Origin of the sequence: Providencia sp. PROV073 (assembly GCF_033688125.1) — a bacterium.
In the GTDB taxonomy this organism is placed as follows: domain Bacteria; phylum Pseudomonadota; class Gammaproteobacteria; order Enterobacterales; family Enterobacteriaceae; genus Providencia; species Providencia hangzhouensis.
Map to the genome: position 1 here is coordinate 4085652 of NZ_CP096353.1, position 24985 is coordinate 4110636.

24 protein-coding genes and 2 tRNA genes are annotated in these 24985 nt (G+C 41.8%); 7 read left to right on the forward strand and 19 right to left on the reverse strand.

The window, feature by feature from the left end:
* Positions 1-86: 86 nt before the first annotated feature.
* The 10 genes from infB to rlmE form a co-directional block, all read right to left on the reverse strand.
* Complete coding sequence (gene infB, locus M1F17_RS18720) at positions 87-2825, reverse strand: translation initiation factor IF-2 (RefSeq protein WP_094961650.1); 2739 nt, start codon at positions 2823-2825, stop codon at positions 87-89.
* Positions 2826-2848: 23 nt separating this feature from the next.
* A complete protein-coding gene (nusA, locus tag M1F17_RS18725; protein ID WP_004905898.1) occupies positions 2849-4357 on the reverse strand; it encodes a transcription termination factor NusA in 1509 nt (502 codons plus the stop codon).
* 23 nt (positions 4358-4380) lie between these two features.
* Positions 4381-4833: a ribosome maturation factor RimP gene (gene rimP / locus M1F17_RS18730; protein WP_036958775.1), complete on the reverse strand. Its 453-nt coding sequence runs from the start codon at positions 4831-4833 to the stop codon at positions 4381-4383.
* Between the two features lie 252 nt (positions 4834-5085).
* Positions 5086-5162, reverse strand: a tRNA-Met gene (locus M1F17_RS18735).
* A gap of 58 nt (positions 5163-5220) precedes the next feature.
* Positions 5221-5310, reverse strand: a tRNA-Leu gene (locus tag M1F17_RS18740).
* Positions 5311-5425: 115 nt separating this feature from the next.
* Positions 5426-5770 (reverse strand): preprotein translocase subunit SecG, encoded by a 345-nt coding sequence (gene secG, locus M1F17_RS18745; protein WP_004905902.1) that lies wholly within the window; start codon positions 5768-5770, stop codon positions 5426-5428.
* Positions 5771-5990: 220 nt separating this feature from the next.
* A complete protein-coding gene (gene glmM, locus M1F17_RS18750; RefSeq protein ID WP_004905906.1) occupies positions 5991-7328 on the reverse strand; it encodes a phosphoglucosamine mutase in 1338 nt (445 codons plus the stop codon).
* Positions 7329-7332: 4 nt separating this feature from the next.
* A complete protein-coding gene (gene folP, locus M1F17_RS18755; protein WP_094961651.1) occupies positions 7333-8169 on the reverse strand; it encodes a dihydropteroate synthase in 837 nt (278 codons plus the stop codon).
* 66 nt (positions 8170-8235) lie between these two features.
* Positions 8236-10215 carry an ATP-dependent zinc metalloprotease FtsH gene (gene ftsH / locus M1F17_RS18760; RefSeq protein ID WP_094961652.1) on the reverse strand — a complete coding sequence of 660 codons (1980 nt, stop codon included), beginning with the start codon at positions 10213-10215 and terminating at the stop codon, positions 8236-8238.
* 57 nt (positions 10216-10272) lie between these two features.
* Positions 10273-10902: a 23S rRNA (uridine(2552)-2'-O)-methyltransferase RlmE gene (rlmE, locus tag M1F17_RS18765; RefSeq protein WP_004905912.1), complete on the reverse strand. Its 630-nt coding sequence runs from the start codon at positions 10900-10902 to the stop codon at positions 10273-10275.
* 135 nt (positions 10903-11037) lie between these two features.
* Here rlmE and yhbY point away from each other — a divergent pair, with 135 nt between their 5' ends.
* Positions 11038-11331: a ribosome assembly RNA-binding protein YhbY gene (gene yhbY, locus M1F17_RS18770; RefSeq protein ID WP_004905914.1), complete on the forward strand. Its 294-nt coding sequence runs from the start codon at positions 11038-11040 to the stop codon at positions 11329-11331.
* 118 nt (positions 11332-11449) lie between these two features.
* Here yhbY and greA read toward each other — a convergent pair whose 3' ends face one another.
* Positions 11450-11926, reverse strand: coding sequence for a transcription elongation factor GreA (greA, locus tag M1F17_RS18775; protein ID WP_004905916.1), 477 nt, complete (start codon positions 11924-11926; stop codon positions 11450-11452).
* A 245-nt stretch (positions 11927-12171) separates the two neighbouring features.
* On the opposite strand from greA, the gene dacB reads away from it, so the two are divergent.
* Positions 12172-13620, forward strand: a complete 1449-nt coding sequence (dacB, locus tag M1F17_RS18780) for a serine-type D-Ala-D-Ala carboxypeptidase (protein ID WP_272674591.1) — start codon at positions 12172-12174, stop codon at positions 13618-13620.
* 60 nt (positions 13621-13680) lie between these two features.
* On the opposite strand, the gene cgtA is transcribed toward dacB, so the two are convergent.
* The 3 genes from cgtA to rplU all read right to left on the reverse strand — a co-directional run bounded on the left by cgtA (position 13681) and on the right by rplU (position 15607).
* Positions 13681-14856, reverse strand: coding sequence for an Obg family GTPase CgtA (cgtA, locus tag M1F17_RS18785; RefSeq protein WP_036958779.1), 1176 nt, complete (start codon positions 14854-14856; stop codon positions 13681-13683).
* A gap of 165 nt (positions 14857-15021) precedes the next feature.
* The gene (gene rpmA / locus M1F17_RS18790; RefSeq protein ID WP_004905922.1) at positions 15022-15279 is read right to left on the reverse strand and encodes a 50S ribosomal protein L27; all 258 of its coding nucleotides are present in this window, start codon (positions 15277-15279) and stop codon (positions 15022-15024) included.
* A gap of 19 nt (positions 15280-15298) precedes the next feature.
* Positions 15299-15607 carry a 50S ribosomal protein L21 gene (gene rplU / locus M1F17_RS18795; RefSeq protein WP_004905925.1) on the reverse strand — a complete coding sequence of 103 codons (309 nt, stop codon included), beginning with the start codon at positions 15605-15607 and terminating at the stop codon, positions 15299-15301.
* Between the two features lie 334 nt (positions 15608-15941).
* Between rplU and ispB the strand changes: the two genes are divergently transcribed.
* Positions 15942-16913, forward strand: a complete 972-nt coding sequence (gene ispB / locus M1F17_RS18800) for an octaprenyl diphosphate synthase (RefSeq protein WP_096864332.1) — start codon at positions 15942-15944, stop codon at positions 16911-16913.
* A 40-nt stretch (positions 16914-16953) separates the two neighbouring features.
* On the opposite strand, the gene M1F17_RS18805 is transcribed toward ispB, so the two are convergent.
* Positions 16954-17316 (reverse strand): DNA-binding protein, encoded by a 363-nt coding sequence (locus M1F17_RS18805; protein WP_004905928.1) that lies wholly within the window; start codon positions 17314-17316, stop codon positions 16954-16956.
* Between the two features lie 132 nt (positions 17317-17448).
* The gene (locus M1F17_RS18810) at positions 17449-17796 is read right to left on the reverse strand and encodes a DNA-binding protein (protein ID WP_004905929.1); all 348 of its coding nucleotides are present in this window, start codon (positions 17794-17796) and stop codon (positions 17449-17451) included.
* 516 nt (positions 17797-18312) lie between these two features.
* Here M1F17_RS18810 and M1F17_RS18815 point away from each other — a divergent pair.
* Entirely contained in the window at positions 18313-18585 is a 273-nt protein-coding gene (locus M1F17_RS18815) for a helix-turn-helix domain-containing protein (RefSeq protein WP_004905930.1), read from the forward strand.
* A 94-nt stretch (positions 18586-18679) separates the two neighbouring features.
* On the opposite strand, the gene metC is transcribed toward M1F17_RS18815, so the two are convergent.
* A complete protein-coding gene (gene metC, locus M1F17_RS18820) occupies positions 18680-19852 on the reverse strand; it encodes a cystathionine beta-lyase (protein ID WP_094961656.1) in 1173 nt (390 codons plus the stop codon).
* Between the two features lie 25 nt (positions 19853-19877).
* Positions 19878-21065 carry an amino acid permease gene (locus M1F17_RS18825; protein ID WP_232062811.1) on the reverse strand — a complete coding sequence of 396 codons (1188 nt, stop codon included), beginning with the start codon at positions 21063-21065 and terminating at the stop codon, positions 19878-19880.
* 260 nt (positions 21066-21325) lie between these two features.
* On the opposite strand from M1F17_RS18825, the gene M1F17_RS18830 reads away from it, so the two are divergent.
* Positions 21326-22300, forward strand: a complete 975-nt coding sequence (locus tag M1F17_RS18830; RefSeq protein WP_004905935.1) for a LysR family transcriptional regulator — start codon at positions 21326-21328, stop codon at positions 22298-22300.
* A 79-nt stretch (positions 22301-22379) separates the two neighbouring features.
* On the opposite strand, the gene mdh is transcribed toward M1F17_RS18830, so the two are convergent.
* Positions 22380-23318 carry a malate dehydrogenase gene (mdh, locus tag M1F17_RS18835; protein WP_004905937.1) on the reverse strand — a complete coding sequence of 313 codons (939 nt, stop codon included), beginning with the start codon at positions 23316-23318 and terminating at the stop codon, positions 22380-22382.
* Positions 23319-23811: 493 nt separating this feature from the next.
* On the opposite strand from mdh, the gene argR reads away from it, so the two are divergent.
* Positions 23812-24282 carry a transcriptional regulator ArgR gene (gene argR, locus M1F17_RS18840; RefSeq protein ID WP_004907450.1) on the forward strand — a complete coding sequence of 157 codons (471 nt, stop codon included), beginning with the start codon at positions 23812-23814 and terminating at the stop codon, positions 24280-24282.
* A 248-nt stretch (positions 24283-24530) separates the two neighbouring features.
* A complete protein-coding gene (locus M1F17_RS18845) occupies positions 24531-24947 on the forward strand; it encodes a DUF6122 family protein (protein ID WP_036958784.1) in 417 nt (138 codons plus the stop codon).
* The last annotated feature ends 38 nt before the right edge of the window (positions 24948-24985 follow it).

Consider the following 24985-nt stretch of genomic DNA (forward strand, 5'->3'; position numbering starts at 1 on the left):
CGTTATATCTCCTGACAATAAAGGGGGCAAGCGCCCCCTCATTCATACTGTTTTCTCACCACGACATTTAGTGGGTACTCACAAAATTAACCGTCAATAGAACGTTTAACTTCAATAATTTCGAAAACTTCAATCATATCGCCTACACGAACATCGTTGTAGTTCTTAACGCCGATACCACATTCCATACCGTTACGAACTTCATTGACGTCATCTTTAAAGCGACGTAGTGACTCTAGCTCACCTTCATAAATAACCACGTTATCACGTAATACGCGGATTGGGTTATTACGTTTGATGGTGCCTTCAGTGACCATACAACCAGCAACCGCGCCGAATTTCGGTGATTTAAATACATCACGAACTTCTGCAAGTCCAATAATTTGCTGTTTGTACTCAGGCGCTAACATACCGCTCATAGCTTGTTTGATTTCATCAATTAAGCTATAGATAACAGAGTAGTAGCGTAAGTCAACACTTTCACTTTCAATCACACGACGAGCAGAAGCATCTGCACGTACGTTGAAGCCTAAGATGATAGCATTCGATGCCGCAGCTAATGTTGCGTCAGTTTCAGTGATACCACCTACACCAGAACCGATGATTTTAATTTTAACTTCATCAGTCGACAGCTTCATTAGAGAGTCGGTAATTGCTTCACAAGTACCTTGTACGTCGGTTTTCAGAACAATGTTCAGCTCAGACACTTTACCTTCTTCCATGTTAGCAAACATGTTTTCCAGTTTAGATTTCTGCTGGCGAGCTAATTTAACATCACGGAATTTACCTTGACGATACAGGGCAACTTCACGTGCTTTTTTCTCGTCACGTACAACGGTAGCTTCATCACCCGCTGAAGGCACGTTAGATAAGCCTAAGATCTCAACAGGCATTGAAGGGCCTGCAGACTGAACTTCTTTACCTAATTCGTTACGCATTGCACGAATACGGCCATATTCGAAACCACACAGGACGATATCGCCTTTGTTCAGTGTACCTTCTTGAACTAAGATTGTTGCAACTGGGCCACGACCTTTGTCTAAGTACGACTCAACAACGACACCGCTTGCCATGCCTGCATATACCGCTTTCAGTTCTAAAACTTCAGCTTGCAGCAAGATAGCATCGAGCAACTCATCAATACCGGTACCTTTCTTAGCAGAAACACTGATGAACTGAGTATCACCACCCCAGTCTTCAGAAATAACACCGTACTGAGACAGCTCATTTCTAACGCGGTCTGGGTCAGCTTCTGGTTTATCAATTTTGTTTACTGCAACAACAATTGGTACACCCGCTGCTTTCGCATGCTGAATAGCTTCAATTGTTTGTGGCATAACACCATCGTCTGCAGCAACAACCAGAACAACGATATCCGTTGCCTGAGCACCACGAGCACGCATTGAAGTAAACGCGGCGTGACCTGGGGTATCTAAGAAGGTAATCATACCCTTATCAGTTTGTACGTGGTAAGCACCAATGTGCTGAGTAATACCCCCCGCTTCACCTGATGCCACTTTCGTTGAGCGAATGTAGTCAAGTAGAGAGGTTTTACCATGGTCAACGTGACCCATAATGGTCACAACTGGCGCACGTGGCTCTTGAAGTGCAGAACCTGTATCACGGTCATTCATTACCGCTTCTTCTAATTCGTTTTCACGACGCAGAATAACTTTGTGACCCATTTCTTCTGCAACTAACTGTGCAGTTTCTTGGTCAATCACTTGGTTGATAGTCGCCATTGCGCCCATCTTCATCATCGTTTTGATGACTTGAGAACCTTTTACTGCCATTTTATTAGCAAGTTCACCAACAGTGATTGTTTCACCAATCACAACATCACGGTTAACCGCAACTGCTGGTTTAGTAAAGCTTTGTTGTAAAGAACTACCTTTACGTTGCTTACCTTTGCTGCGACCCGAACGGCCTGCGGCACGTTCTTCTTCGCGATCTGCTTTTTCAGAAAGTTTATTACCTTTCTTCTGGCGAGGTGCTTTTGCAGTACGATTACGTGAACGACGGCCTTCTTCTTTCTCATCACTTTCATCTTCAGCTGCACGAGCGTGCGTTGAAGTTGTCGTGTGATAATCGCTGTCTTCTTCAGTTTTCGTTTCAGCAGTCCACTTTTCACCGTTTTCTTCTGCCATTTTGCGTGCTTCTTCAGCTACGCGACGTGCTTCTGCTTCAACTTTGCGCTGAGTTTCTTCTTCAGCTTTACGTTTTAGCTCCGCAGCTTCAGCTTCACGGCGTTGTTTGTCGGCATTACTTTCTACAGCTTTGCCTGGTTTTTGTTGATTTTCGCTTGGTTTCACTTTTTCTCTTTCCGCTGCTTCGCGCGTAGCTTTATCTGCTGCTTCACGTTTTGCTTTCTCTTCGGCTTCACGTTTTGCCTTTTCTTCCGCTTCACGTTTAGCTGTTTCTTCTGCTAATCGTTTTGCTTCTGCTTGACGTTGTGCCAGTTCTTCAGCTTCGCGCTGTGCCTGCTCTTCCGCTTCACGCTGCGCCTGCTCTTCCGCTTTTGCTTCTTCAGCATCACGGTTCACATAAGTGCGTTTTTTGCGGACTTCGACATTTACCGATTTGCTTTTGCCACCGGTGACGGGGACACTCAGCGTACTACGAGTTTTGCGCTGTAGTGTCAATTTGCTTGGCTGACCCGCTACCCCGCCTTGTTCACGGTTTAAATGGCTCAGTAAAGCTTCTTTTTCTGACTGGCTAACAGAGTCATTCTCACCTTTTTTGATCCCTGCTTCAGCAAATTGCTGTACCAGGCGATCAACTGTGGTTTGAATTTCCGTTGCCAATGTTTTTACAGTTTCTGTCATGCCGTTCCTTCCTGCTACAGTGTTTACGCATCGTTACCGAACCAGCAAATATTACGTGCGGCCATGATGAGCGTACCTGCTTTCTCATCATCCAGACCTTCAATATCAATCAGGTCGTCGATGCCCTGCTCAGCAAGATCTTCCAGTGTACAGATTCCACGAGTAGCCAAATTATAGGCAAGAGTACGATCCATACCTTCAAGATTCAATAAATCTTCTGCTGGCTGATTATCACCTAGGCTCTCTTTTTGAGCCAATTCTATTGTGGTGAGGGCCGCTTTCGCTCTTTCACGTAGAACTTCAACAGTCTCTTCGTCAAGACCATCAATTTCCAGAAGTTCATTAATAGGCACGTAAGCCAGTTCTTCTAACGTCGAGAAGCCTTCTTCAACAAGTGCAGTGGCAAACTCTTCATCAATATCAAGATGCTTGGTGAATGTATCAATAGAAGCATGTGCTTCTGCCTGATGTTTTGCATTAAGCTCTTCTGCGGTCATGACATTTAATTCCCATTTGTCATCACCACGGTGTTTTTTCAGTAACTGAGCTGCCAGACGAACGTTTTGACCGTTACGTCCAATGGCTTGTGCCAAATTACTACTTTCTACGGCAACATCCATCGTACATTTGTCTTCATCGACTACGATAGATGCAACATCAGCCGGAGCCATTGCATTAATAACGAATTGAGCTGGGTTATCATCCCATAACACAATATCAATTCTTTCGCCGCCTAATTCACTAGAAACGGCTTGAACACGTGCACCACGCATACCAACACAAGCACCAACTGGGTCGATACGCTTGTCATTAGTTTTAACTGCGATTTTTGCACGAGAGCCTGGGTCACGAGCAGCGGCTTTAATTTCAATAATTTCTTCGCCGATTTCTGGCACTTCAATGCGGAATAATTCAATCAGCATTTCAGGGCGAGAACGCGTAACAAAAAGTTGCGCGCCGCGTGCTTCAGGACGAACATCATACAGGACTCCGCGGATACGGTCACCTGGACGGAAGTTTTCACGTGGCAACATATCTTCACGCAGAATAACGGCTTCCGCGTTATTGCCTAAATCTAACGTGATATTTTCACGATTAACTTTTTTCACCTGAGCAGTGATAATTTCACCTTGTTGCTCACGGAATTGGTCAACAACCATCGCACGTTCTGCTTCGCGCACTTTCTGTACGATAACTTGTTTAGCTGTTTGGGTAGTAATACGGTCGAATACAACAGATTCAATTTGATCTTCGACGTACTCTCCAAGCTGGAGCGCTGGGTCTTCATACTGAGCCGCTTCCAACGTAATTTCACGCGTTGGCATTGTGACTTCTTCCACAATTAACCAACGACGGAACGTGTCGAAATCACCTGATTTACGGTCAATTTCCACACGAACATCAATTTCTTGCTCGTATTTCTTTTTAGTCGCCGTCGCTAATGCAGTTTCCAGAGCCTCGAAGATTTTTTCACGAGGGAGGGATTTTTCGTTAGAAACCGCTTCTACAACAGCCAGAATTTCTTTATTCATCCTAGTTGCCTCATTGAACTTTATTAAAAGTGGGGTACCAAGTTAGCTTTCTGGATGTTGCCGAGGGCGAACACCTCATCCTTACCATCTACAGTAACCGTAATCATTTCACCGTCTATGGCCTTAATAATTCCTTGCCACTTACGGCGGTTCTGCATTGCTATACGCAAAGTCAATGCCACCTCTTCCCCCATAAAACGCTCATAATGCGCAATGGTGAATAATGGACGTTCAAGCCCTGGTGACGATATTTCCAGGTTATAAATGACAGAGATTGGATCTTCAACGTCCAATACTGCACTGACCTGATGGCTGACATCAGCACAATCATCAACAGTGATGCCTTCTTCACTATCAATGAAGACACGCAGTGTTGATGTACGGCCACGGACAAACTCTAAGCCTACAAATTCAAAGCCTAGCGCCTCCACAGGTGCTGAGATCATCTCTGTTAATTTCTGTTCTAATGTGGACAAGCCCACCCCCAGACATAAAAAAAGGGCTATAAAAGCCCAGTTAATTCGATTGTCAAATAACAAAAAACCCCGAAATTCGGGGCTTTATGCAACTGGACCCTGTAGTGCACGGGTTCACCATATTCTTATTATACCTGTAAAATCTAGAGAAATCGATGAGAAATTTTGAGAGCTGTTAGATAACTGCACTTGATTACTACACCGGATAACTACTATAGACCACGATACTGACAAGGTATGTTGAATAAGAAATGGTTGCGGGAGCCGGATTTGAACCGACGACCTTCGGGTTATGAGCCCGACGAGCTACCAAGCTGCTCCATCCCGCGTTCGAAAGCGTGTCATATTCTACACAGATAACCTGTAAATCACAAGCATCTTAAATAATGGTGCCGAGGACGGGACTTGAACCCGTACGCCCGTTTTGTAGGCACTACCACCTCAAGGTAGCGTGTATACCAATTTCACCACCTCGGCACTGAGGCGAGGTTATCAATATTCAATCAATAACCTCAAATTTTAACTTCTTGCTCATCGCTGAGCTTACTACTTAATGATGGCATTAGTTGCCTTCATTCGGAATCTTTCACACTTAACGAGGGATATCGCTCGTTGGTGTAGCTGGTGCTGCCGGAACGTCTGTTGGTTGCTCGACTTTTGTAGGTTCACTAATGTTTTCCCACTTACTACCACTACCAGTTCCGTACTTGTTGGCGGTCATGTTGCCAAGTATTAAACTGATGATGAAAAACACAGCAGCCAAGATTCCAGTCATACGGGTCATGAAGTTACCTGAACCCGATGAACCAAACAGTGTTGCAGAAGCGCCCGCACCGAATGAAGCTCCCATGTCAGCACCTTTACCTTGCTGTAACATAATCAGACCAATAAGCCCGATAGCCGCTAGCAAGAAAATAATTAAAAGAGCTACATACATTTGAGTTACCTATTCAGTTGCGGTGCATAGCCTAATGCTATGACCTTTATCACTGCACACCTGCTCATTTCGGCCGTAAAGAAACACTCTTACGGGATTGAGCAGGTGCGAATACTAACCAAAGCTGAGCCGACAAGCAAGTCTATTTTAATTCCATTTGATTATTTGCAGAAAAAAACAACAAATCATCAAAATATCGCTCAGCTTCACCAATAACAACTTAGCCAGCTGCTTTTACTGCATCAGCAATATGGTTTGCCATTGCAGTCACATCAGCTTCGTTTTCACCTTCAACCATAACTCGGATTAATGGCTCTGTTCCTGATTTTCTCAGTAATACGCGGCCTTTTCCTGCCAATTGTTTTTCAACTTCTTCGTTCGCTGCAACAACTGCATCACTTTGTAATGGGTCGTGTTGGCCTTTGAAACGTACGTTAACTAGCACTTGTGGTAATAATTTCATACCACTGCATAAGTCATGTAGGCTCATATGGTTACGTACCATAGCGCTTAATACCTGCAAGCCTGCAACAATCCCATCACCAGTGGTCGTTTTATCTAATAAAATCACGTGGCCTGAGTTTTCAGCCCCCATGCGCCAACCTTTTTCCTGTAATTTTTCGAGAACATAGCGGTCGCCCACTTTTGCACGCTCAAAAGGAATTCCTAGCTGTTTTAGGGCGATTTCTAACCCCATATTACTCATTAATGTTCCCACTACCCCACCTTTTAACTGGCCTTGGCGTAGCGCTTCACGAGCAATAATGAAGAGAATTTGGTCACCATCGACTTTTTCACCGAGGTGATCGACCATAATAATGCGGTCACCATCACCATCAAATGCTAAACCGACATGCGCTTTTTCTTCCAAAACTTTTTGTTGTAACTGGCGAACGTCTGTAGCGCCACACTCTTCGTTGATGTTGATTCCGTTAGGATCGCAACCGATAGTGATGACTTCTGCCCCTAACTCACGGAACACATTTGGTGCGATGTGGTAAGTAGCCCCATTAGCACAATCAATGACAATTTTTAAACTTGCAAGGCTTTGTTCGTTCGGGAACGTACCTTTACAAAATTCAATATAACGGCCGGCAGCATCTACAATACGGTTTGCACGACCTAATTCAGCTGACTCAACGCAGGTGATCGGCTTTTCCATTTCAGCTTCAATGGCTTCTTCGACTTCATCAGGCAGCTTAGTCCCATCAATTGAGAAGAATTTAATCCCATTATCATAATATGGGTTATGAGACGCTGAAATAACAATTCCCGCTTCTGCGCGGAAAGTACGTGTTAAATAAGCAACCGCTGGCGTTGGCATTGGACCTGTGAAAGATGCGGATAAACCCGCTGCTGCTAAGCCCGCTTCTAATGAAGATTCCAACATATAGCCAGAAATACGCGTATCTTTACCAATAATAATTTTACGTGAACCATGACGAGCGAGGACTTTCCCTGCCGCCCAGCCTAATTTTAAAACAAAATCAGGGGTAATTGGGCTATCACCCACTTTGCCACGAATACCATCAGTACCAAAATATTTACGGTCGCTCATACGCTTATTTTTCCTTTTCTGACAGAGTCATCTGTACCACTTGCATCGCTTGCACGGTTTCTTTGACATCATGAACTCGAATGATGTGTGCCCCTTGCATCGCAGCAATCACTGCACAAGTTAGGCTGCCTGCGAGGCGTTCTTGTGGTGGAACATTCAATAATTGTCCAATCATAGATTTACGTGACATCCCTGCCAATAGCGGTAGTCCGAAATTATGAAATTGTTCTAAGTTTGCCAATAACTGGTAATTATGCGACAAGTTCTTACCAAAACCAAAGCCTGGATCAAGGATAATTTGTTGCCTCTCTATCCCTGCGCTCACACACCGGGTGATTTCAGCATCAAGATAGTCTTTTACCTCACGCACCACATTTTCATAATTTGGCGCTTCTTGCATCGTTCTTGGCTGGCCTTGCATATGCATAATACAAACGGGTAAACCTGTTTTCGCGGCGACGACTAATGCGTCTGGCTCATGTAGAGAACGAATATCATTGATGATATGCATACCTGCGTTTGCTGCTTCCGCCATGACTTGGGCTTTAGAGGTATCGACTGAAATCCATACATCAAAACGCTGGGCTATTGCTTCAACAACAGGAATAACCCTATCAAGTTCCTCATTCACAGAAACTTCGGCAGCCCCTGGACGGGTAGATTCACCACCAATATCAATGATAGTCGCACCGTGTTCCACCATTTTTGCCACATGTTCAAGCGCATCATGATAACGATTATGAGTGCCACCATCTGAAAAGGAATCAGGAGTGACATTCAAAATCCCCATCACCTTAGGTGTGGATAAGTCAAGGACACTGCCTCTCGCTTTGATTTGCATTGTTATTTTTCCTTAACGAAAAAAACCCCAGCGAACTGGGGTCTTAATATTTTATTTCACGACCGCTTATTGTGGTTTGCTGTCGTTATTATCTGATGGGTTTGATTCATCAGCATTATTACTATTATTTGTGTTATCTGGCTCTTCAGACTGTGGTTTTTCCGCTGTAGGTTCCGCTTTTGGCGCACCTGTACCGAACGAACCAGTGACATTACTCACTTTTTTGTCTTCATCCCAACCTGCTGGCTCACGCACTGGACGGCGGTTCATCAGGTCATCAATCTGTGGCATATCAATGGTTTCATATTTTAATAATGCATCTTTAGTCGCATGCAGAATATCAATATTGTCTTCCAATGTTTTGTATGCCAGTTGATAACAGTGGTCCAGAATTTTTTTAATTTCTTCATCGACAATACGTGCTGTCTCATCAGAAATTCCTGAACCATTACCTGAAGAGCGACCTAAGAACGCTGGGCCTTCTTCTTTCGAATACTGCATTGGGCCTAAGCGGTCAGAGAAGCCCCACTGAGTCACCATGTTACGCGCCGTATTCGTCGCAAACTGAATGTCGGAAGAAGCACCCGTTGTGACTTTATCGCGACCATAAATCAGTTCTTCTGCAATACGACCTGCATATGCCGTTGCAATCATACCTTCGAGCTTCAAGCGGCTACGACTGACTTCATCACCTTCTGGTAAGAAGAAAGCAACACCTAACGCTTGCCCACGCGGAACGATCGTGACTTTGTGAACAGGGTCATGTTCTGGCATTAAATGACCGATAATCATATGACCACCTTCATGGTAAGCCGTTGATTCTTTTTGCTCTTCGGTCATCATCAGAGAACGACGCTCTGCACCCATCCAAATCTTGTCACGCGCTTTTTCAAACTCAACCATAGAAACAACACGCTTATTCGCGCGAGCAGCAAACAATGCGGCTTCGTTCACTAAGTTTGCGAGTTCAGCACCTGAAAATCCAGGTGTTGCACGTGCAAGAATGAAAGTATCTACACTTGGGTCAATAGGAACACGACGCATATGTACTTTCAGAATTTGTTCACGGCCACGAACGTCTGGTAAGCCAACGACTACCTGACGGTCAAAACGACCTGGACGTAATAAAGCAGGGTCAAGTACGTCAGCACGGTTAGTTGCTGCGATAACAATGATCCCCTCATTACCTTCGAAACCGTCCATCTCAACTAGCATTTGGTTCAGTGTTTGTTCACGCTCATCGTGACCACCACCAAGACCTGCACCACGTTGACGACCTACCGCATCGATCTCATCGATAAAGATGATACAAGGCGCTGCTTTTTTCGCTTGTTCGAACATGTCACGAACACGAGAAGCACCCACCCCCACAAACATTTCCACAAAGTCAGAACCGGAAATGGTGAAGAATGGAACTTTTGCCTCACCAGCGATAGCTTTTGCCAGTAATGTTTTACCTGTTCCTGGAGGCCCTACCATCAGTACGCCTTTTGGAATTTTACCGCCAAGTTTTTGGAAACGAGCAGGTTCACGTAGAAACTCTACGATTTCGCCCACTTCTTCTTTGGCTTCATCACACCCAGCAACGTCTGCAAATGTTGTTTTGATCTGATCTTCTGTCAGCATGCGGGCTTTACTTTTGCCAAATGACATTGCCCCCTTGCCGCCACCGCCTTGCATCTGGCGCATGAAGAAAATCCAGACACCAATCAACAGAAGCATTGGGAACCAGGAAATAAAAATAGATGTCAGTAAGCTAGGTTCTTCTGGTGGTTCACCAACAACCGTCACATGCTTATTTAGCAAAGTGTCTAACAGCTTCTCATCCTGCATAGGAAGATAAGTTGTATAGCGGCTATTATCAGCCTTTCTGACGTTCAATTCACGACCTGTGATACGAACTTCACGTACCTGATCCTGGGCTAACTCATTGATAAACGTAGAATAATCAACTCTGCGACTATTCGAATCGCTTGGGCCAAAACTCTGGAACAAGGACATCAGAACAACTGCGATGACTAACCAGAGAATCAGGTTTTTCGCCATGTCACTCAAGGGATTAACCTCATATTACAACTGTGTTAACAAATAACGCTCAGGGTACTACAGTTTTAGCCCTGTCGCTACAATGTATACTTCACGTGACCGTGCGCGCGAAGATTCGGGTTTACGAACTTTTACTTTCGTAAACAGGGAGCGGATATCCCTAAGGTAATCGTCAAAGCCTTCTCCCTGAAACACTTTAACAATGAAACTCCCCCCAGGCGCCAATACAGCACGGCACATATCCAAAGCTAATTCAACTAGATACATAGAGCGAGGAATATCAACCGCTGGTGTCCCACTCATATTTGGAGCCATGTCAGACATGACCACCTGTACTTTTTTGTCGCCAACGCGTTCTAACAAAGCGGCGAGAACGGCTTCATCGCGAAAATCCCCTTGCAGGAAATCAACGCCAACGATTGGGTCCATCGGCAATAAGTCACAAGCAATAACCCGCCCATTATGACCTATTTGGCTAACAACGTATTGCGACCAACCACCAGGGGCTGCTCCTAAATCAACAACGGTCATACCTGGTTTAAAAATTTTATCACCTTGCTGGATTTCTTCCAGCTTAAACCATGCACGTGAGCGTAGCCCTTTTTTTTGTGCTTGCTGAACATATTTATCACTAAAATGCTCTTGCAACCAGCGACTTGAGCTTGCCGAACGTTTTTTATTGGCCATTGTGCTTTCCAACTATACTAAAAGAACTTCACCTAACTTGCTGCTTCTTTACCATCAAAAAGATATAATTGATGGTGATAGATATCAGATGGCGGTAGAATAAGCCATTTTCAATACTAACCAAGCAAAAAATCAATGAATCTTAATAAAAAACAAATTCAGCACCTAAAAAGTCTCGCTCACCATTTAAACCCTGTTGTTATGATCGGCAACAATGGTTTAACCGAAGGTGTTTTGGCTGAGATTGAACTCTCATTAGCACATCATGAGCTTATCAAAGTCAAGATCGCAGGCGAAGACCGTGATACTAAAAATTTGATCGCTGATGCGATTGTTCGCGAAACTGGTGCAGTAAATGTACAAATTATTGGTAAAATTCTTGTTATCTACCGTCCTTCGGCAGACCGCAAAATCATTTTACCTAAATAATCCCCCATCATTTATATAAAAATGCCATTGAAAGCATGTTTTATATGATGAAAAAGGCCGCCTGCGGCCTTTTTCTTTAAATCAGGGAAATAATATAACCAATTCAGGGAAATAGGAATCAGATATACTCAACTTTAAGAATTTCGAACTCGACATCACCACCTGGGGTTTTAATCGAGACCGCATCATCAACTTCTTTACCCACTAAACCGCGTGCTATCGGTGAGTTCACAGAAATCAGATTGATCTTAATATCTGCTTCATCATCACCAACAATACGATACGTTAGCTCTTCGTCAGTATCAACATTCAATACTGTCACAGTCGCGCCAAAGATAACACGACCGTTATTGACCATTTTAGTTACATCGATCACTTGAGCGTGAGAAAGTTTCCCTTCGATTTCTTGAATACGGCCCTCACAGAAACCTTGTTGCTCACGTGCTGCATGATATTCTGCATTTTCTTTTAAGTCACCGTGCTCACGCGCTTCTGCAATAGATGCAATAATTTCTGGGCGACGGACAGATTTAAGGAATTCTAGCTCTTCTCTTAGCTTATCCGCACCAAGTACCGTCATCGGGATCTGTTTCATTAATAAATACCTCGGTTCAATCCTATCTAAAAACAAGTATCTTCCTGATTTTGTAACAACAGTACACCGAACACCTGCGTAAAACCGGGGGTGTTCTAGTAAAAAAACGCAATCAGACTTATGTACTCATTTATCTTATCATAATGTACGCTATTTTAACTGAGACTTAATAACGGGTCACCGTTTACTTTCTTGGGCATTACACTTTAGTATGTATTATATGTCCACCCTAATGCGTGAAATATATGTCATTATTAACTTTAACCAGAAAATGGATAATCTCTTTAGGAATTACCTTAGCTAGTACGCAAGTTTTTGCGATTCCTATTGATGAATACAAACAATATTTACCTGATGGCACTAACCTTGCTCTGGTCGCGCAAAAAGTGGGAAGTAGCACCCCATTAATTGATTATAATGCACAGCAAATGGCATTACCTGCAAGTACACAAAAGGTTGTGACCGCTCTTGCTGCCCTATTGCAACTGGGGCCAGATTACCGTTTTGTCACCAATTTTGAAACTGATGCAAAACTTAGCAACAAAACGCTGACGGGTGATTTAGTGATCCGCTTCAGTGGTGACCCGACATTAACCCGCCAACAAATTCGCAATATGGCGAATGCATTAAAGCAGCTTGGGATCCATAAAGTTGACGGCGATCTCGTCGTTGATATTTCTGCTTTTACTAGCCATGACAAAGCACCGGGATGGGTTTGGAATGATATGACCCAATGCTTTAGTGCGCCACCCGCTGCGGCTATCATTGACCGTAACTGTTTTTCAGTTTCTCTTTACCCTGCTGAAAAAGCAGGAGATTTTGCATTCATTAAGGCGGCTAGTTTTTACCCTGTCAATATGTTCAGCGAAGTCAAAACATTACCTAAAGGTTCCCCTGAAGCGCGCTATTGCGAACTTGATGTCGTTCCTGGTGAACTGAACCGCTACACCCTAACAGGTTGTTTAACTCAACGCAGCGAGCCCTTGCCACTTGCCTTTGCGGTACAAAATGGAGCGAGTTACTCCGGAGCAATTGTTAAAAATGAGTTAACCACCGCGGGTATTGAGCTAACTGGCCATGTGAAAAAACGCACATTTCCTGCGGCTCAATCACAAGTATTAGTCAAAACCGAATCTAAGCCACTACATGACTTGTTGAAAGTGATGCTCAAAAAATCCGACAATATGATAGCGGATACCGTTTTTCGTACCATTGGGCGTGAATATTATGGTGTTCCGGGAACTTGGCGTTCAGGATCCGATGCGGTAAGACAAGTGCTGAAGCAAAAAGCGGGGATCGACCTTGGTAATACCGTGATGGTAGATGGATCGGGATTATCTCGCCATAATTTAATCACCCCAGCAACCATGATGGAGATCTTGCAGTTTATCGCTAAAAATGATCAACAACTCGATTTTATTTCTATGCTTCCACTTGCCGGCCATGATGGCACTTTACGTTACCGTGGTGGTTTTGATGAGGCGGGTGTGAATGGTAAAGTTTCCGCCAAAACGGGAGCATTACAAGGTGTTTATAATCTCGCTGGTTTTATCACAACCGCCAGTGGTCAACGTGTGGCTTTTGTGCAATTTATCTCTGCTTATGCGGTACCACAGAGCCAGCAACGTACACGTCGAGTACCATTAGTGCGATTTGAAAGCCGTTTGTATAAAGATCTGTATCAGAAAAACTGATCATACGCGATTTAGACAGTAAAAAGGCGCTTTCGCGCCTTTTTACATTTCTAAGATAAACTATTTTTGATAAATAATTTCGACACCTTCGTCGTCATCTTCATCCCAATCATCATCCCAGTCATCATCAAAATCTTCAGTACCAGAAAGTTGTTCTTTGTGATAATCATCCCACATGAATTCAACTTTTTCAGGTTGCTGTGTATCTTCAGTCGTTGCCATATCACGCGGTTGAGTATTCATAAATTCCATGATATCCCAACACAGTGCTTTCACACCTTCGTGGTTAACTGCTGAAATCATATAGAATTTATCTTCCCAGCCCATCGCTTTGGCAATTTCTGCTGCGCGCTGTGCTGATTCCTCTTCACCTAAGATATCAATCTTATTGAAGACTAACCAACGTGGTTTTGCTGCCAGCTTTTCACTGTATTTTTCTAACTCACTGATGATGATCTTCGCATTTTCGACAGGATCAGACTCATCAATAGGGCAAATATCAATCAGGTGAAGTAAGACACGACAACGTTCTAAGTGTTTCAGGAATTGGATCCCAAGGCCTGCACCTTCCGCTGCGCCTTCGATCAACCCTGGAATATCCGCAACCACAAAGCTTTGTTCGTTATCCATACGCACGACACCCAAGCTTGGGACTAAAGTGGTAAATGGATAATCAGCAACTTTTGGTTTTGCTGCTGACACTGAACGAATAAAGGTAGATTTACCTGCATTCGGCATACCAAGCATACCAACATCTGCTAACAGCATCAGTTCTAACAGTATTTCGCGAGTTTCCCCTTTTGTCCCCATGGTACGTTGACGTGGAGCACGATTCACTGAAGATTTAAAACGGGTATTTCCAAGCCCATGGAAACCGCCTTTAGCGACCATATGACGTTGATCATGACGAGTCATATCACAAAGTACTTCATTGGTCCCTAAATCGCGTACACGCGTTCCTACAGGCACTTTAACTGTGATATCTTGACCCCGTTTACCTGTACATTCACGGCTTTGGCCATTCTGGCCGCGCTCTGCACGAAAGGATTTTTCAAAACGATAGTCGATTAGCGTGTTGAGGTTTTCGTCTGCTTGTAAGTAAACGTCCCCACCATCGCCACCGTCACCACCGTCCGGTCCCCCTTTAGGGATGTATTTTTCACGGCGGAAGCTGACACAACCATTGCCACCATCTCCTGCCACGACCAATATTTTGGCTTCATCTACAAATTTCATAATTCTCTCTCCGCTTCTGAGCCGCATAACGCTGGATGGCTGTTCTACTCAGAGATGGTGCATCTTTAATACGTGTGTAGTTCATTAAAGATCAAATATCTGAATATAAAAAGCCCCGCAAAAGGTTTTTGCAGGGCTTTAATTCTGAATTAAAGGTCAGAAAACTTATTCAGCTTCGATGCTGATAAATTTACGATTGTTTGGACCTTTAACTTCAAATTTAACTTTACCGTCCGCTAATGCGAACAGAGTGTGGTCACGGCCACAACCTACGTTGTTACCTGCGTGGAACTTAGTACCACGTTGACGAACGATGATGCTACCTGCTAATACAGCTTCACCACCAAAACGTTTAACACCTAAACGTTTTGCTTCTGAGTCACGACCGTTACGAGTCGAACCACCAGCCTTTTTGTGTGCCATTAATCTGCTCTCCTAAATCTTAAGCGATGACAGTGATCTTAACATCAGTGAACCACTGACGATGACCCTGTTGTTTACGGCTATGTTTACGACGACGGAATTTGACGATTTTAACTTTTTCGCCACGACCGTGTGCAACCACTTCCGCTTTCACTTTAACGCCTTCAACGACAGGAGCGCCAATTTGGATCTCATCGCCATTAGCAACCATCAGAACTTGATCAAATTCAACAGTTTCACCTGTTGCGATGTCCAGCTTTTCTAGGCGGACAGTTTGACCTTCGCTAACTCGGTGTTGTTTACCACCACTTTGGAAAACCGCGTACATATTAACTCCGCTTTCCGCGTACCCGCTAAATATTTCAATTCCAGAGCACGCTATAAAATATTCACAATAGGGCGCGAATTCTACGCAAAAAAGCAGCAGAACACAAGCCAATAATGCGGTTAGATGACAAAAAATACGACTTTTTTCTCAATAACCGTTTTTGAACGTTGATTTTGTCCCTATTCACTCAATTGTTACTTATTTAAACATTTTTTGCATCACACCTGATAATCTTATAATTAATAATGTTATGCTAGAAAGATAACTGTTCTATCGGTCTCCCAACTTTTTATTTCGGGAATGAACCAAAAACTAATAATATGAATAAATTAAGATGAATTTAGAATCTATTATTGAACTGACAACTGAGGATATGTCAGCGGTAAACGAAGCCATCCTCAGTCAATTGAATTCAGATGTTGCGCTAATTAACCAGCTTGGTTATTACATCGTCAGTGGTGGCGGTAAAAGGATCCGGCCTATGATCGCAGTGCTTGCTGGTCGATCCTTAGGTTACTCGGGTCATAAACATACCCAAGTTGCTGCATTGATCGAGTTCATTCATACAGCAACTTTGCTGCATGATGACGTCGTTGATGAGTCCGATATGCGTCGCGGAAAGCAAACTGCAAATGCTGTTTTTGGTAATGCAGCGAGTGTCTTAGTTGGTGATTTTATTTACACTCGATCATTCCAGATGATGACGGATCTCGATTCAATGCGGGTGCTAAAACTGATGTCTGAAGCGACGAATGTGATCGCTGAAGGGGAGGTTTTGCAATTGATGAACTGCAACGATCCTAACATTACTGAAGAAAACTATATGCAAGTGATCTACAGTAAAACCGCACGTCTTTTTGAAGCAGCAGCCCATGCATCTGCGATTTTAGCCAATGCGACACCAGAGCAAGAAAAAGCACTACAAGATTATGGTCGTTATATTGGGACAGCTTTTCAGTTAATTGACGATCTACTCGATTATGATGCAGACAATGCTCAGCTGGGGAAAAATACGGGGGATGATTTAGATGAAGGTAAGCCTACACTTCCCCTACTTCACGCGATGCAAAATGGTAATGAAGAAGAGTCAGCATTGATCCGCCAAGCGATTGAACAAGGCAATGGGCGTCATCTGTTAGATACTGTTCTTGCAACTATGAAACGCTGTGGTTCCCTTGAATATACTTATGCAAGAGCCCAAGAAGAAGCACAAAAAGCGATTGATGCCTTAAATGTAATTGAAGATTCAATTTATAAAGATGCATTGATCGGCTTAGCTTATATCGCAATCCAACGCCATTCTTAGTCACTAGAAAAGGCAAAACAGGTCAAGAAAAGGGGAAACGCTATTTTTCCCCTTTGTCTTCTTCATCGATTTGCGCAAGCAGTGACGACAAACCATAACGCAGGATATATTTCACTATTTTATTGCGCTCAGACTCTGTCAATTGATAATACGCTTCTGACCAGATCTGTAATGCATCTGTTCTTTGACTTTGGTAAGTTACCGAAGGCTCATGCAGGCTAAGTTGCCCTTGGATTTCCCCCGGTAAGCTTTCATAATAATACTCAACAGCCTTACCTTGCACCCCTCTTTTACGGCGGTTTTTCCAGCCTTCTCGTCTTGCCATTAGGTTAATTCCCTGGGGTGATGTCGGGAGTCCTTCTAACCCAGCTAATTCTTTGGCAGTGAACCACAATTTTTTCATTTTTCACTTCACACTTATATTATGAAACCTGCTGTTGCAGCTTTACTAAAATGTCATCTGTTAAAAAATTTTTTAAATTCAATATAATATTATTTTTATATATTAATTATTTACACCTTAAGTAATTGTAAATTATTTATTATTAATTAAATCAATTAGTGCTAATGTGCCTTCACGCATAATAAATGTCAGGATAGTGTCTCGTTCATCATTAGAAAGCTGGTTATAAGCTTCCTGCCAAATAAAGGCATTATCATTTCGTTTTACTTGATAAGGAGATGAAGTTTCGTTAGCAAACTGCCCCTCAAAAATATCGATAGGTAAAGAACTAATATGGTACTCCAACGCTTTGCCTTGAATACCTCGCCTTTTACGGCTTACCCAGTTTTCACGCCTTGCCATTGCATTAATACCTTGAGTTGTCATGGGAAGCCCTTGTAACCCAAGCAGCTCTTTTGCCGTTAGCCATTCCTTGTACATGCTGACCCTCCTAGTCATGATGACAATTTAATTCTCAGTTGTTGAAAACTATCTATATTTTCTCAAAATCTCATTAACTCATTCGTTTTATTTATGCCTATAAATAATAATATACAAATTATATTTGTTATTAGCATTCTAATTTCTTTTAATAACAGACAATTAAATAATTTACTCACTAATAATTTAACTAATTTTATTAACTAATCTAGATATATTACGAGTACGAGTAAAAAGTAGCATTAAATATGCCATTTCTATCCCTAACTAGAAAGAGTTAGTTTTAACATCAAAGTTTTATCCTAATTCACAGTTATTCATTCTGACTTTCTATTTAATTTCATAAAAACCACGATAGTTTCATAAAATGAATTTTTAAGAAAAAATCAGAAATTATTTTAGGAAATTTCTGTTATTTTATTTCCAATAACTAAACGGATGTACTGAATGTATCATAATTTTCGGTTACTCGTACCACTAACTCTACATGATTCTAAGTGAAAAAAGGACTAAAAAATGATTTTACGGAAGTCGGACTGGCACCCTGCAGATATCATTGCAGCTTTACGTAAGCGTGGGACAACTCTTGCCGCAATTTCGCGCGAGGCAGGACTAAGCTCTTCAACGTTAGCAAATGCACTATCACGCCCTTGGCCTAAAGGGGAATGGATTATTGCCAATTTCTTAGCGATCCACCCCGCTGAAATTTGGCCAAGTCGTTATTATGACCCAATTACAGGGGATTTATTAGAAAGAAAAGTCAGAGTAAAAACACCAGCAGAAGATTAAAAATTGAATTGATATAATTATAACGCCGTGAATAATAAATCAATTTATTCACGGCATTATCCTTAGATGGCTCTCCAATAAAGAACGGCCTTGTTTATTTCATCCGAGAAAAACCGTCAGCGAGATCTTGTTTTAAGTCATCTAAATTTTCTAAGCCAATCTGCAGTCGTAATGTCGGTCCACCAGGGTTCCAATTAGTCACAGTTCGATATTCAGCACAATTAAATGGAATAATTAAGCTTTCAAAACCGCCCCATGAATACCCCATACCAAAAATTGATAAACCATCCAGCATTTTTGCAATATCTGTTTGGGTATATTTAGGGTCAAGTACAATGGAAAACAGCCCCGATGAACCAGTAAAATCCCGCTTCCAAATTTCATGGCCTGGGCAATCAGCAAATGCAGGATGTAAAATACGAATCACTTCGGTTCGTTCTTGCAGCCAATGTGCAATATTTAAAGCTCTTTCTTGAGCTTCTTTTAAGCGAATAGGTAAGGTTCGCAAACCCCGCAATGCAAGAAAACAGTCCTCTGCTCCCGGCAACATGGCCATGTAATCATAAGTTTCACGTAGTTTCGGCCACCACGCTTGATTCGCCGAGACAATTCCCATTAGCAAATCAGAATGGCCGCCTAAATATTTGGTGCCTGCTTCCAGCGAGATATCACAACCCAGTTCATGAGCTTTAAAAAATAAAGGTGTCGCCCATGTATTATCAATAATCGTCGCAATGTCATGGCGTTTTGCAACCTCAACAATTGCAGGCACATCTTGAATTTCAAAACTTTGAGAACCTGGAGATTCTAAAAAAATTGTGCTGGTATTTGGCGTTACCAGTTTTTCAATGTCAGCACCAATCATCGGGTCATAATAGGTTGTGATGATCCCCATTTTATCCAACAGACCATGACAAAACTTACGTGTTGGCCGATAAACACTATCAGGCATTAATAAATGATCACCTGTTTTCAATGTTGTCAGCAATGCCAACACAATCGCGCCTAAACCAGATGGTGAAAGCACCGTCCCTTCGGCTCCAGCAAGAGCGGACCAAGCTTGCTCCAATTGCTTAATTGTTGGCGTGCCCGCTGTACCATAATTAAATTCCGCCCTATCATTGATTAAGGCATCAACAGTTGGAAATACGACCGTCGAACCGCGATAAACGGGAGCATTTACAAAACCAGCTTGCTTAGCAGGGTCTCTCCCTAGCTGGGTGACTTGTGTATCAACATGAAATTCAGATACCGCTTTTTTCTTCATGAGATCCTCTCAACAACATCATTATTTATTCGAAAAATTTAAAGAATGGAGATAGGCATAACAGCACACCAAAGAAAATGATGAACCACACTGTTGGGCCTTTAAATTTGTGTAATGCCGGAACTTTGTAAACCAGATAGCAAGGAATTAAGCAAGAAACGATACCAAATAATGGACCGCCAAGTTGCATGAAAAACAGAATAGAAAACCGTGTTGAAACCCAAAACCACAGTGCAATGATAACGCCTAAGCATACCCCATAATGTAGCACTGTTTGGTTAATGCGTTCTTCAGGAATAAATCGACTCAATAGATTGACAACAATGCCTTTTATTGCTTCTTGGAAGCCTAAATAAATTCCTAAGAATGCCGTCAAGATTGCAAAAATATTGAGTAATGCGGTCATCACTTTCACTATTGCCCCAGGTATCACTTGAGCAGCAATCGCTAATGCTGAAATATTTTGTTCAAAGGCCGATACGGCTTGCTCATGGCTAATTGAGAAAGTAAAAGAAAAAGCAAAAAACAAGACTGCAACGGCGAGAATAATATACGCAACACGGTTAGCGCGTATTGCTCGGTATGTCGCGATACGCTTATTACTTTCTATTTTACGATACGCAATGTTCATGGGGCTCAATATTTGCACAAACAATATAGAAAATAAGGTAAATGGTAGTGTTAAAAAAACATCTCTCATAAATGGGAGAAAATCAGGAAATGCTGTGATATTGGCAAAATTCCAATATGGAACCATCACTATACCAAGCAGTACGATAATACCGAATTTTACAATAACCATTGGACCAGAGACTTTAAACAGTAACCGCTCCCCTTGTGCAGCAATTGCGACTAATACTGAAATAATAATCAACCCATACCAAACAGAATCAGATAATAGCCCTTCCGTTAATCCAAACGTTTTAATGTAAGAAGCACTATCGAAGGTGACCGCCAGCGAGTAAGAGAACATTCCATGCAATAACATCAAAAAATAGGCAATCCCTAATGCTATCCCCCAGTTTTTACCTAAATATTGTGTAATAACACTGGCGTAGTCATTACATTCTTCAGATTCAGATAATGTTCTGAGATATAAATTTTGTAGCCAATAAATTGCTGGATAAGAAAGTATTGTTGCAGCAATAAAGACCCAAATACCTTTGATACCAATTTGCACAGGCATAAAAACAATCCCTGAACCAATTGCCATACCAATGCATAAAATAACCCAACCAACATCATATTTTGTAAAGGGGATCTTTTTTGTATTAATCGGATTATCTGCACTTGCCTGAATACTATTAGACATAGTCTATTCCTCAACGTTATAGATTTAATTATTAAAAAAGTTAGGAACAACAATATTGTGTAGAAGCTACATTTTTTTTTAAAACTGGTGTGGCATGAGTAAACTGCGATAAATTCACAATTATAGTATGCTGGAATAAACGGGTTTAATAGGGCATGACAATGCTAATAAATAAAAACACTTTTGCGTTTAAAGCAAAAATTGACAGCTACGCGATTTTTCGGCATTTAGAGTTATTCATCAAAATCGTCGAGTGTAATAGCTTCAGCCTGGCTGCAAAGAAGCTGAATGTAACGCCATCATCAGTTAGTCGAGGCCTTCAACAACTCGAAGATCAATTGGGGGTTGTACTCCTAAAGCGCACAACGCGAAATTTTATTTTAACAGACGCAGGGCGCTATTTATTGCAACGATCGCAAAACTTATTGGCCGATCTCGATGACTCACTGGTCAATACCGCCAGCTTCTATCAACATGCTCAAGGGCAATTAAAAATTACCTGTTCTATTGCATTTGGAGTTTGTCATTTAATGCAAATATACAGTGAATACCGAGAAACCAATCCTAAAGTGAGTTTGTCTGTTGACCTTAATGACGAACTTATTAATTTAAATGAAGTTGATTTCGATATTGCATTACGAATTACCAGCCACCCACCTGAAAACTTTGCATTACGGAAAATTTGTAATATTAATTGGGTATACTGTGGAAGCCGTACTTATTTCGAACGATATGGTATTCCTCAATCCCCTGCCGATATTGCATCACACAATTGTTTAATTAATCCAAATATTCCTGACACCTGGCGCATGACGGATAAAGACGGTAGCGCATATCCTCTAGAAATTAATAATATGATTGAGGTAAATAGTAGTTTAGGGTTATTAGAGGCAGCACGCTGCCATCAAGGTATCGTTTGTTTACCTACTTATATGCTAGGCAATTATATTGAAAACGGAGAGTTGCTCCCTGTCTTATTGGATTATGACCCTAAATCCACCCCATTTGCCCTATATGCTTTATACCACCCAGCCCATACACACTCACCTAAAATCAGGACATTTATTGATTTTTTAGTAGAGAAAATACCATCAGATCCGCATTGGGACCATTGGATGCGACAGCATGCTTCATGATGACTTACCCAATAAAAAAGGTTGAGTTCTAAACGAAACTCAACCCTTCACATTCACTATTAGGAAAAATTAATTGGCATTAGCCATTAATGAATTTTTCACCTAATTCGATATCTGCTTTTAATACATCTAGCATGTCTTTCAGCGCTTTCTCTTCAAATGCGCTTAATTTACCGATTGGTAAATGCTTTTCGATACCGTTTTTACCTAAAACAACTGGTTGTGCGAAGAAGCGAGCGTGTTCACCATCACCTTCAGTGTAAACACATTCAACTACATTGCTTTCGCCTTGGAGACCACGAATTAAAGATAAACCTAAACGTGCGGCTGCTTGGCCCATAGATAAAGTTGCAGACCCGCCACCCGCTTTCGCTTCAACGACTTCTGTACCTGCGTTTTGAATACGTTTGGTTAACGCGGCAACTTCCTCATCAGTGAAGCTAACACCTTCAATTTGAGATAACAATGGCAGAATAGTCACACCTGAGTGGCCGCCAATAACAGGCACTTCAAGGTCATTAACATTTTTGCCTTTCAGCTCAGCAACAAACGTATTAGAACGAATGATATCTAACGTCGTCACACCGAATAAACGGTTTTTATCGTATACTCCTGCTTTTTTCAGGACTTCCGCAGCGATAGCAACGGTGGTATTCACTGGGTTAGTGATAATACCAATCAATGCCTTAGGGCAGGTTTCAGCAATTTGTTGGATCAGATTACGGACAATACCCGCATTGATGTTAAATAAGTCAGAACGATCCATACCTGGTTTACGTGCAACACCCGCAGAAATAAGAACAATGTCAGCACCTTTCAATGCAGGTTTTGCATCTTCGCCGGCAAAGCCTGTCACTTTAACATCAGTTGGGATATGGCTTAGGTCAGCAGCAACACCTGGAGTAACTGGTGCGATGTCGTAGAGGGAGAGTTCTGAACCTGCTGGGAGCTGGTTTTTGAGAAGAAGGGCGAGAGCCTGACCGATACCACCTGCTGCACCTAGGACTGCAACTTTCATTCTGAAACTCCTTAATTTGTACTTTAAAAAGATATCACTTTATTTGTTATACACTTAACACATTACGTATAAAAAACAATTTGTTAACAGATAGAGAGAGAGTTTAACGCAAGAGAACTTGTTTATTAATTGCCAGTATTCTAAACAAATTCCTTATCTGTTAATGAGATAACGGGCACTTTTTTAACAAATAGTTTTTCAGGGTATTGCATTTCGCACAATAAGTTGTTTTTAGTGTATATTATTCAATCAAAAATATTTTTATTAACAATAAATTTACAGCAGACATCTGAAAAATTCATTGTTCTATTATGCTAATTTTTCATTCCCACAATTTACGATAAATAAATACTTCTGACTATCAGCTCGAAACAAGCTTATCTAACTTTAAGTTATTCACTGGTTATAAAATCATCATAACGCAATTTTGTTGCATAAAAATGCACTTTTACGGATAATACAACTTGGTTCAATGCAAAAGAATGGGTTAATTATGCGCACTCCGTCTAAACAAGAAGACTTGGTTAAGGCTTTTAAAGCCCTACTTAAAGAAGAAAAATTTAGCTCGCAAGCTGAGATCGTCACAGCTTTGCAAGAAGAAGGCTTCGAAAATATTAACCAATCAAAGATTTCCAGAATGCTTACCAAATTTGGTGCAGTTCGCACCCGTAATGCAAAAATGGAAATGGTATATTGCCTGCCTACAGAGCCTGGTGTCCCTACCGCTACCAGTCCACTCAAAAACTTGGTTTTGGATATAGACTATAACCCTTCTGTTGTCGTGATCAGAACTAGCCCTGGTGCTGCACAGCTTATTGCACGTTTGTTAGATTCATTAGGCAAAGCTGAAGGGATTTTAGGTAGTATTGCTGGTGATGATACTATCTTCTCAACACCAGCAAATAATTTCACCACAAAAGAACTGTATGAAGCGATTCTAGCGTTATTTGAACAAGAGCTTTAATCTATTGATATACATTAGCTTAAGAGGGAAATTGATTTCCCTCTTAAGTTGTTGACAAAGCGGGATAAAAGCGTGGTTTTTCCCACTTTGTGTTATCAGCCGAAAATCAATAAATTGATTTTCCTAGTTTATTTTCAAAACCTATTCGACTTGCTGCCAAACATAATATGTTTGTCAGCAGTCTGAGAGGGAAATTGATTTCCCTCTTATTGTTTTTGTCTGTTTCTATTCTATTTTGAGACATCATTTTGCTATTTGATATTTTCCGTAACTTCATACACTACGGCTTTCACTTCCTAATGCCAATTGCCTTTGGTTACCTATTTTGGCGAAAAAATTGGAAACTAGCGGCCCTGATTATGATTGCCACGATGGCTATCGACTTAGATCATCTGCTAGCTGATCCGATTTTCGACCCAGAGCGCTGTGGCATTGGTTTCCACCCACTCCATTCCTTTTGGGCTGCGGTTGTCTATGTCGTATTATTATTCATGCCATCATGGAAACTTAAAGCCATTGCTGTTGGTTGTTTATTCCACCTTTTTACTGATTCAGTAGATTGTTATATGGGAAGTTTAAAAAAAGAAATGAATAGTCCAATAACATTAAGTCTCGTCACAGAACAGTGCCCATTGGGTATGCCAAACATAAAAAAACCCCAGTAATCATAAGAATCACTGGGGTTATCAAATAGCTAGCTAAG

Excerpts from the sequence above, each read along its gene's own strand:
- ispB (WP_096864332.1), top strand. The coding sequence starts at position 15,942 with ATGAATTTAGAATCTATTATTGAACTGACAACTGAGGATATGTCAGCG.
- M1F17_RS18805 (WP_004905928.1), bottom strand. The coding sequence starts at position 17,316 with ATGAAAAAATTGTGGTTCACTGCCAAAGAATTAGCTGGGTTAGAAGGA.
- rpmA (WP_004905922.1), bottom strand. The coding sequence starts at position 15,279 with ATGGCACACAAAAAGGCTGGTGGTTCGACTCGTAACGGTCGTGACTCA.
- glmM (WP_004905906.1), bottom strand. The coding sequence starts at position 7,328 with ATGAGCGACCGTAAATATTTTGGTACTGATGGTATTCGTGGCAAAGTG.
- mdh (WP_004905937.1), bottom strand. The coding sequence starts at position 23,318 with ATGAAAGTTGCAGTCCTAGGTGCAGCAGGTGGTATCGGTCAGGCTCTC.
- dacB (WP_272674591.1), top strand. The coding sequence starts at position 12,172 with ATGTCATTATTAACTTTAACCAGAAAATGGATAATCTCTTTAGGAATT.
- M1F17_RS18815 (WP_004905930.1), top strand. The coding sequence starts at position 18,313 with ATGATTTTACGGAAGTCGGACTGGCACCCTGCAGATATCATTGCAGCT.
- nusA (WP_004905898.1), bottom strand. The coding sequence starts at position 4,357 with ATGAATAAAGAAATTCTGGCTGTTGTAGAAGCGGTTTCTAACGAAAAA.
- M1F17_RS18825 (WP_232062811.1), bottom strand. The coding sequence starts at position 21,065 with ATGGCAATTGGTTCAGGGATTGTTTTTATGCCTGTGCAAATTGGTATC.
- argR (WP_004907450.1), top strand. The coding sequence starts at position 23,812 with ATGCGCACTCCGTCTAAACAAGAAGACTTGGTTAAGGCTTTTAAAGCC.
- M1F17_RS18810 (WP_004905929.1), bottom strand. The coding sequence starts at position 17,796 with ATGTACAAGGAATGGCTAACGGCAAAAGAGCTGCTTGGGTTACAAGGG.
- M1F17_RS18830 (WP_004905935.1), top strand. The coding sequence starts at position 21,326 with ATGCTAATAAATAAAAACACTTTTGCGTTTAAAGCAAAAATTGACAGC.
- greA (WP_004905916.1), bottom strand. The coding sequence starts at position 11,926 with ATGAAACAGATCCCGATGACGGTACTTGGTGCGGATAAGCTAAGAGAA.
- metC (WP_094961656.1), bottom strand. The coding sequence starts at position 19,852 with ATGAAGAAAAAAGCGGTATCTGAATTTCATGTTGATACACAAGTCACC.
- folP (WP_094961651.1), bottom strand. The coding sequence starts at position 8,169 with ATGCAAATCAAAGCGAGAGGCAGTGTCCTTGACTTATCCACACCTAAG.
- yhbY (WP_004905914.1), top strand. The coding sequence starts at position 11,038 with ATGAATCTTAATAAAAAACAAATTCAGCACCTAAAAAGTCTCGCTCAC.
- rplU (WP_004905925.1), bottom strand. The coding sequence starts at position 15,607 with ATGTACGCGGTTTTCCAAAGTGGTGGTAAACAACACCGAGTTAGCGAA.
- secG (WP_004905902.1), bottom strand. The coding sequence starts at position 5,770 with ATGTATGTAGCTCTTTTAATTATTTTCTTGCTAGCGGCTATCGGGCTT.
- ftsH (WP_094961652.1), bottom strand. The coding sequence starts at position 10,215 with ATGGCGAAAAACCTGATTCTCTGGTTAGTCATCGCAGTTGTTCTGATG.
- cgtA (WP_036958779.1), bottom strand. The coding sequence starts at position 14,856 with ATGAAATTTGTAGATGAAGCCAAAATATTGGTCGTGGCAGGAGATGGT.
- infB (WP_094961650.1), bottom strand. The coding sequence starts at position 2,825 with ATGACAGAAACTGTAAAAACATTGGCAACGGAAATTCAAACCACAGTT.
- rlmE (WP_004905912.1), bottom strand. The coding sequence starts at position 10,902 with ATGGCCAATAAAAAACGTTCGGCAAGCTCAAGTCGCTGGTTGCAAGAG.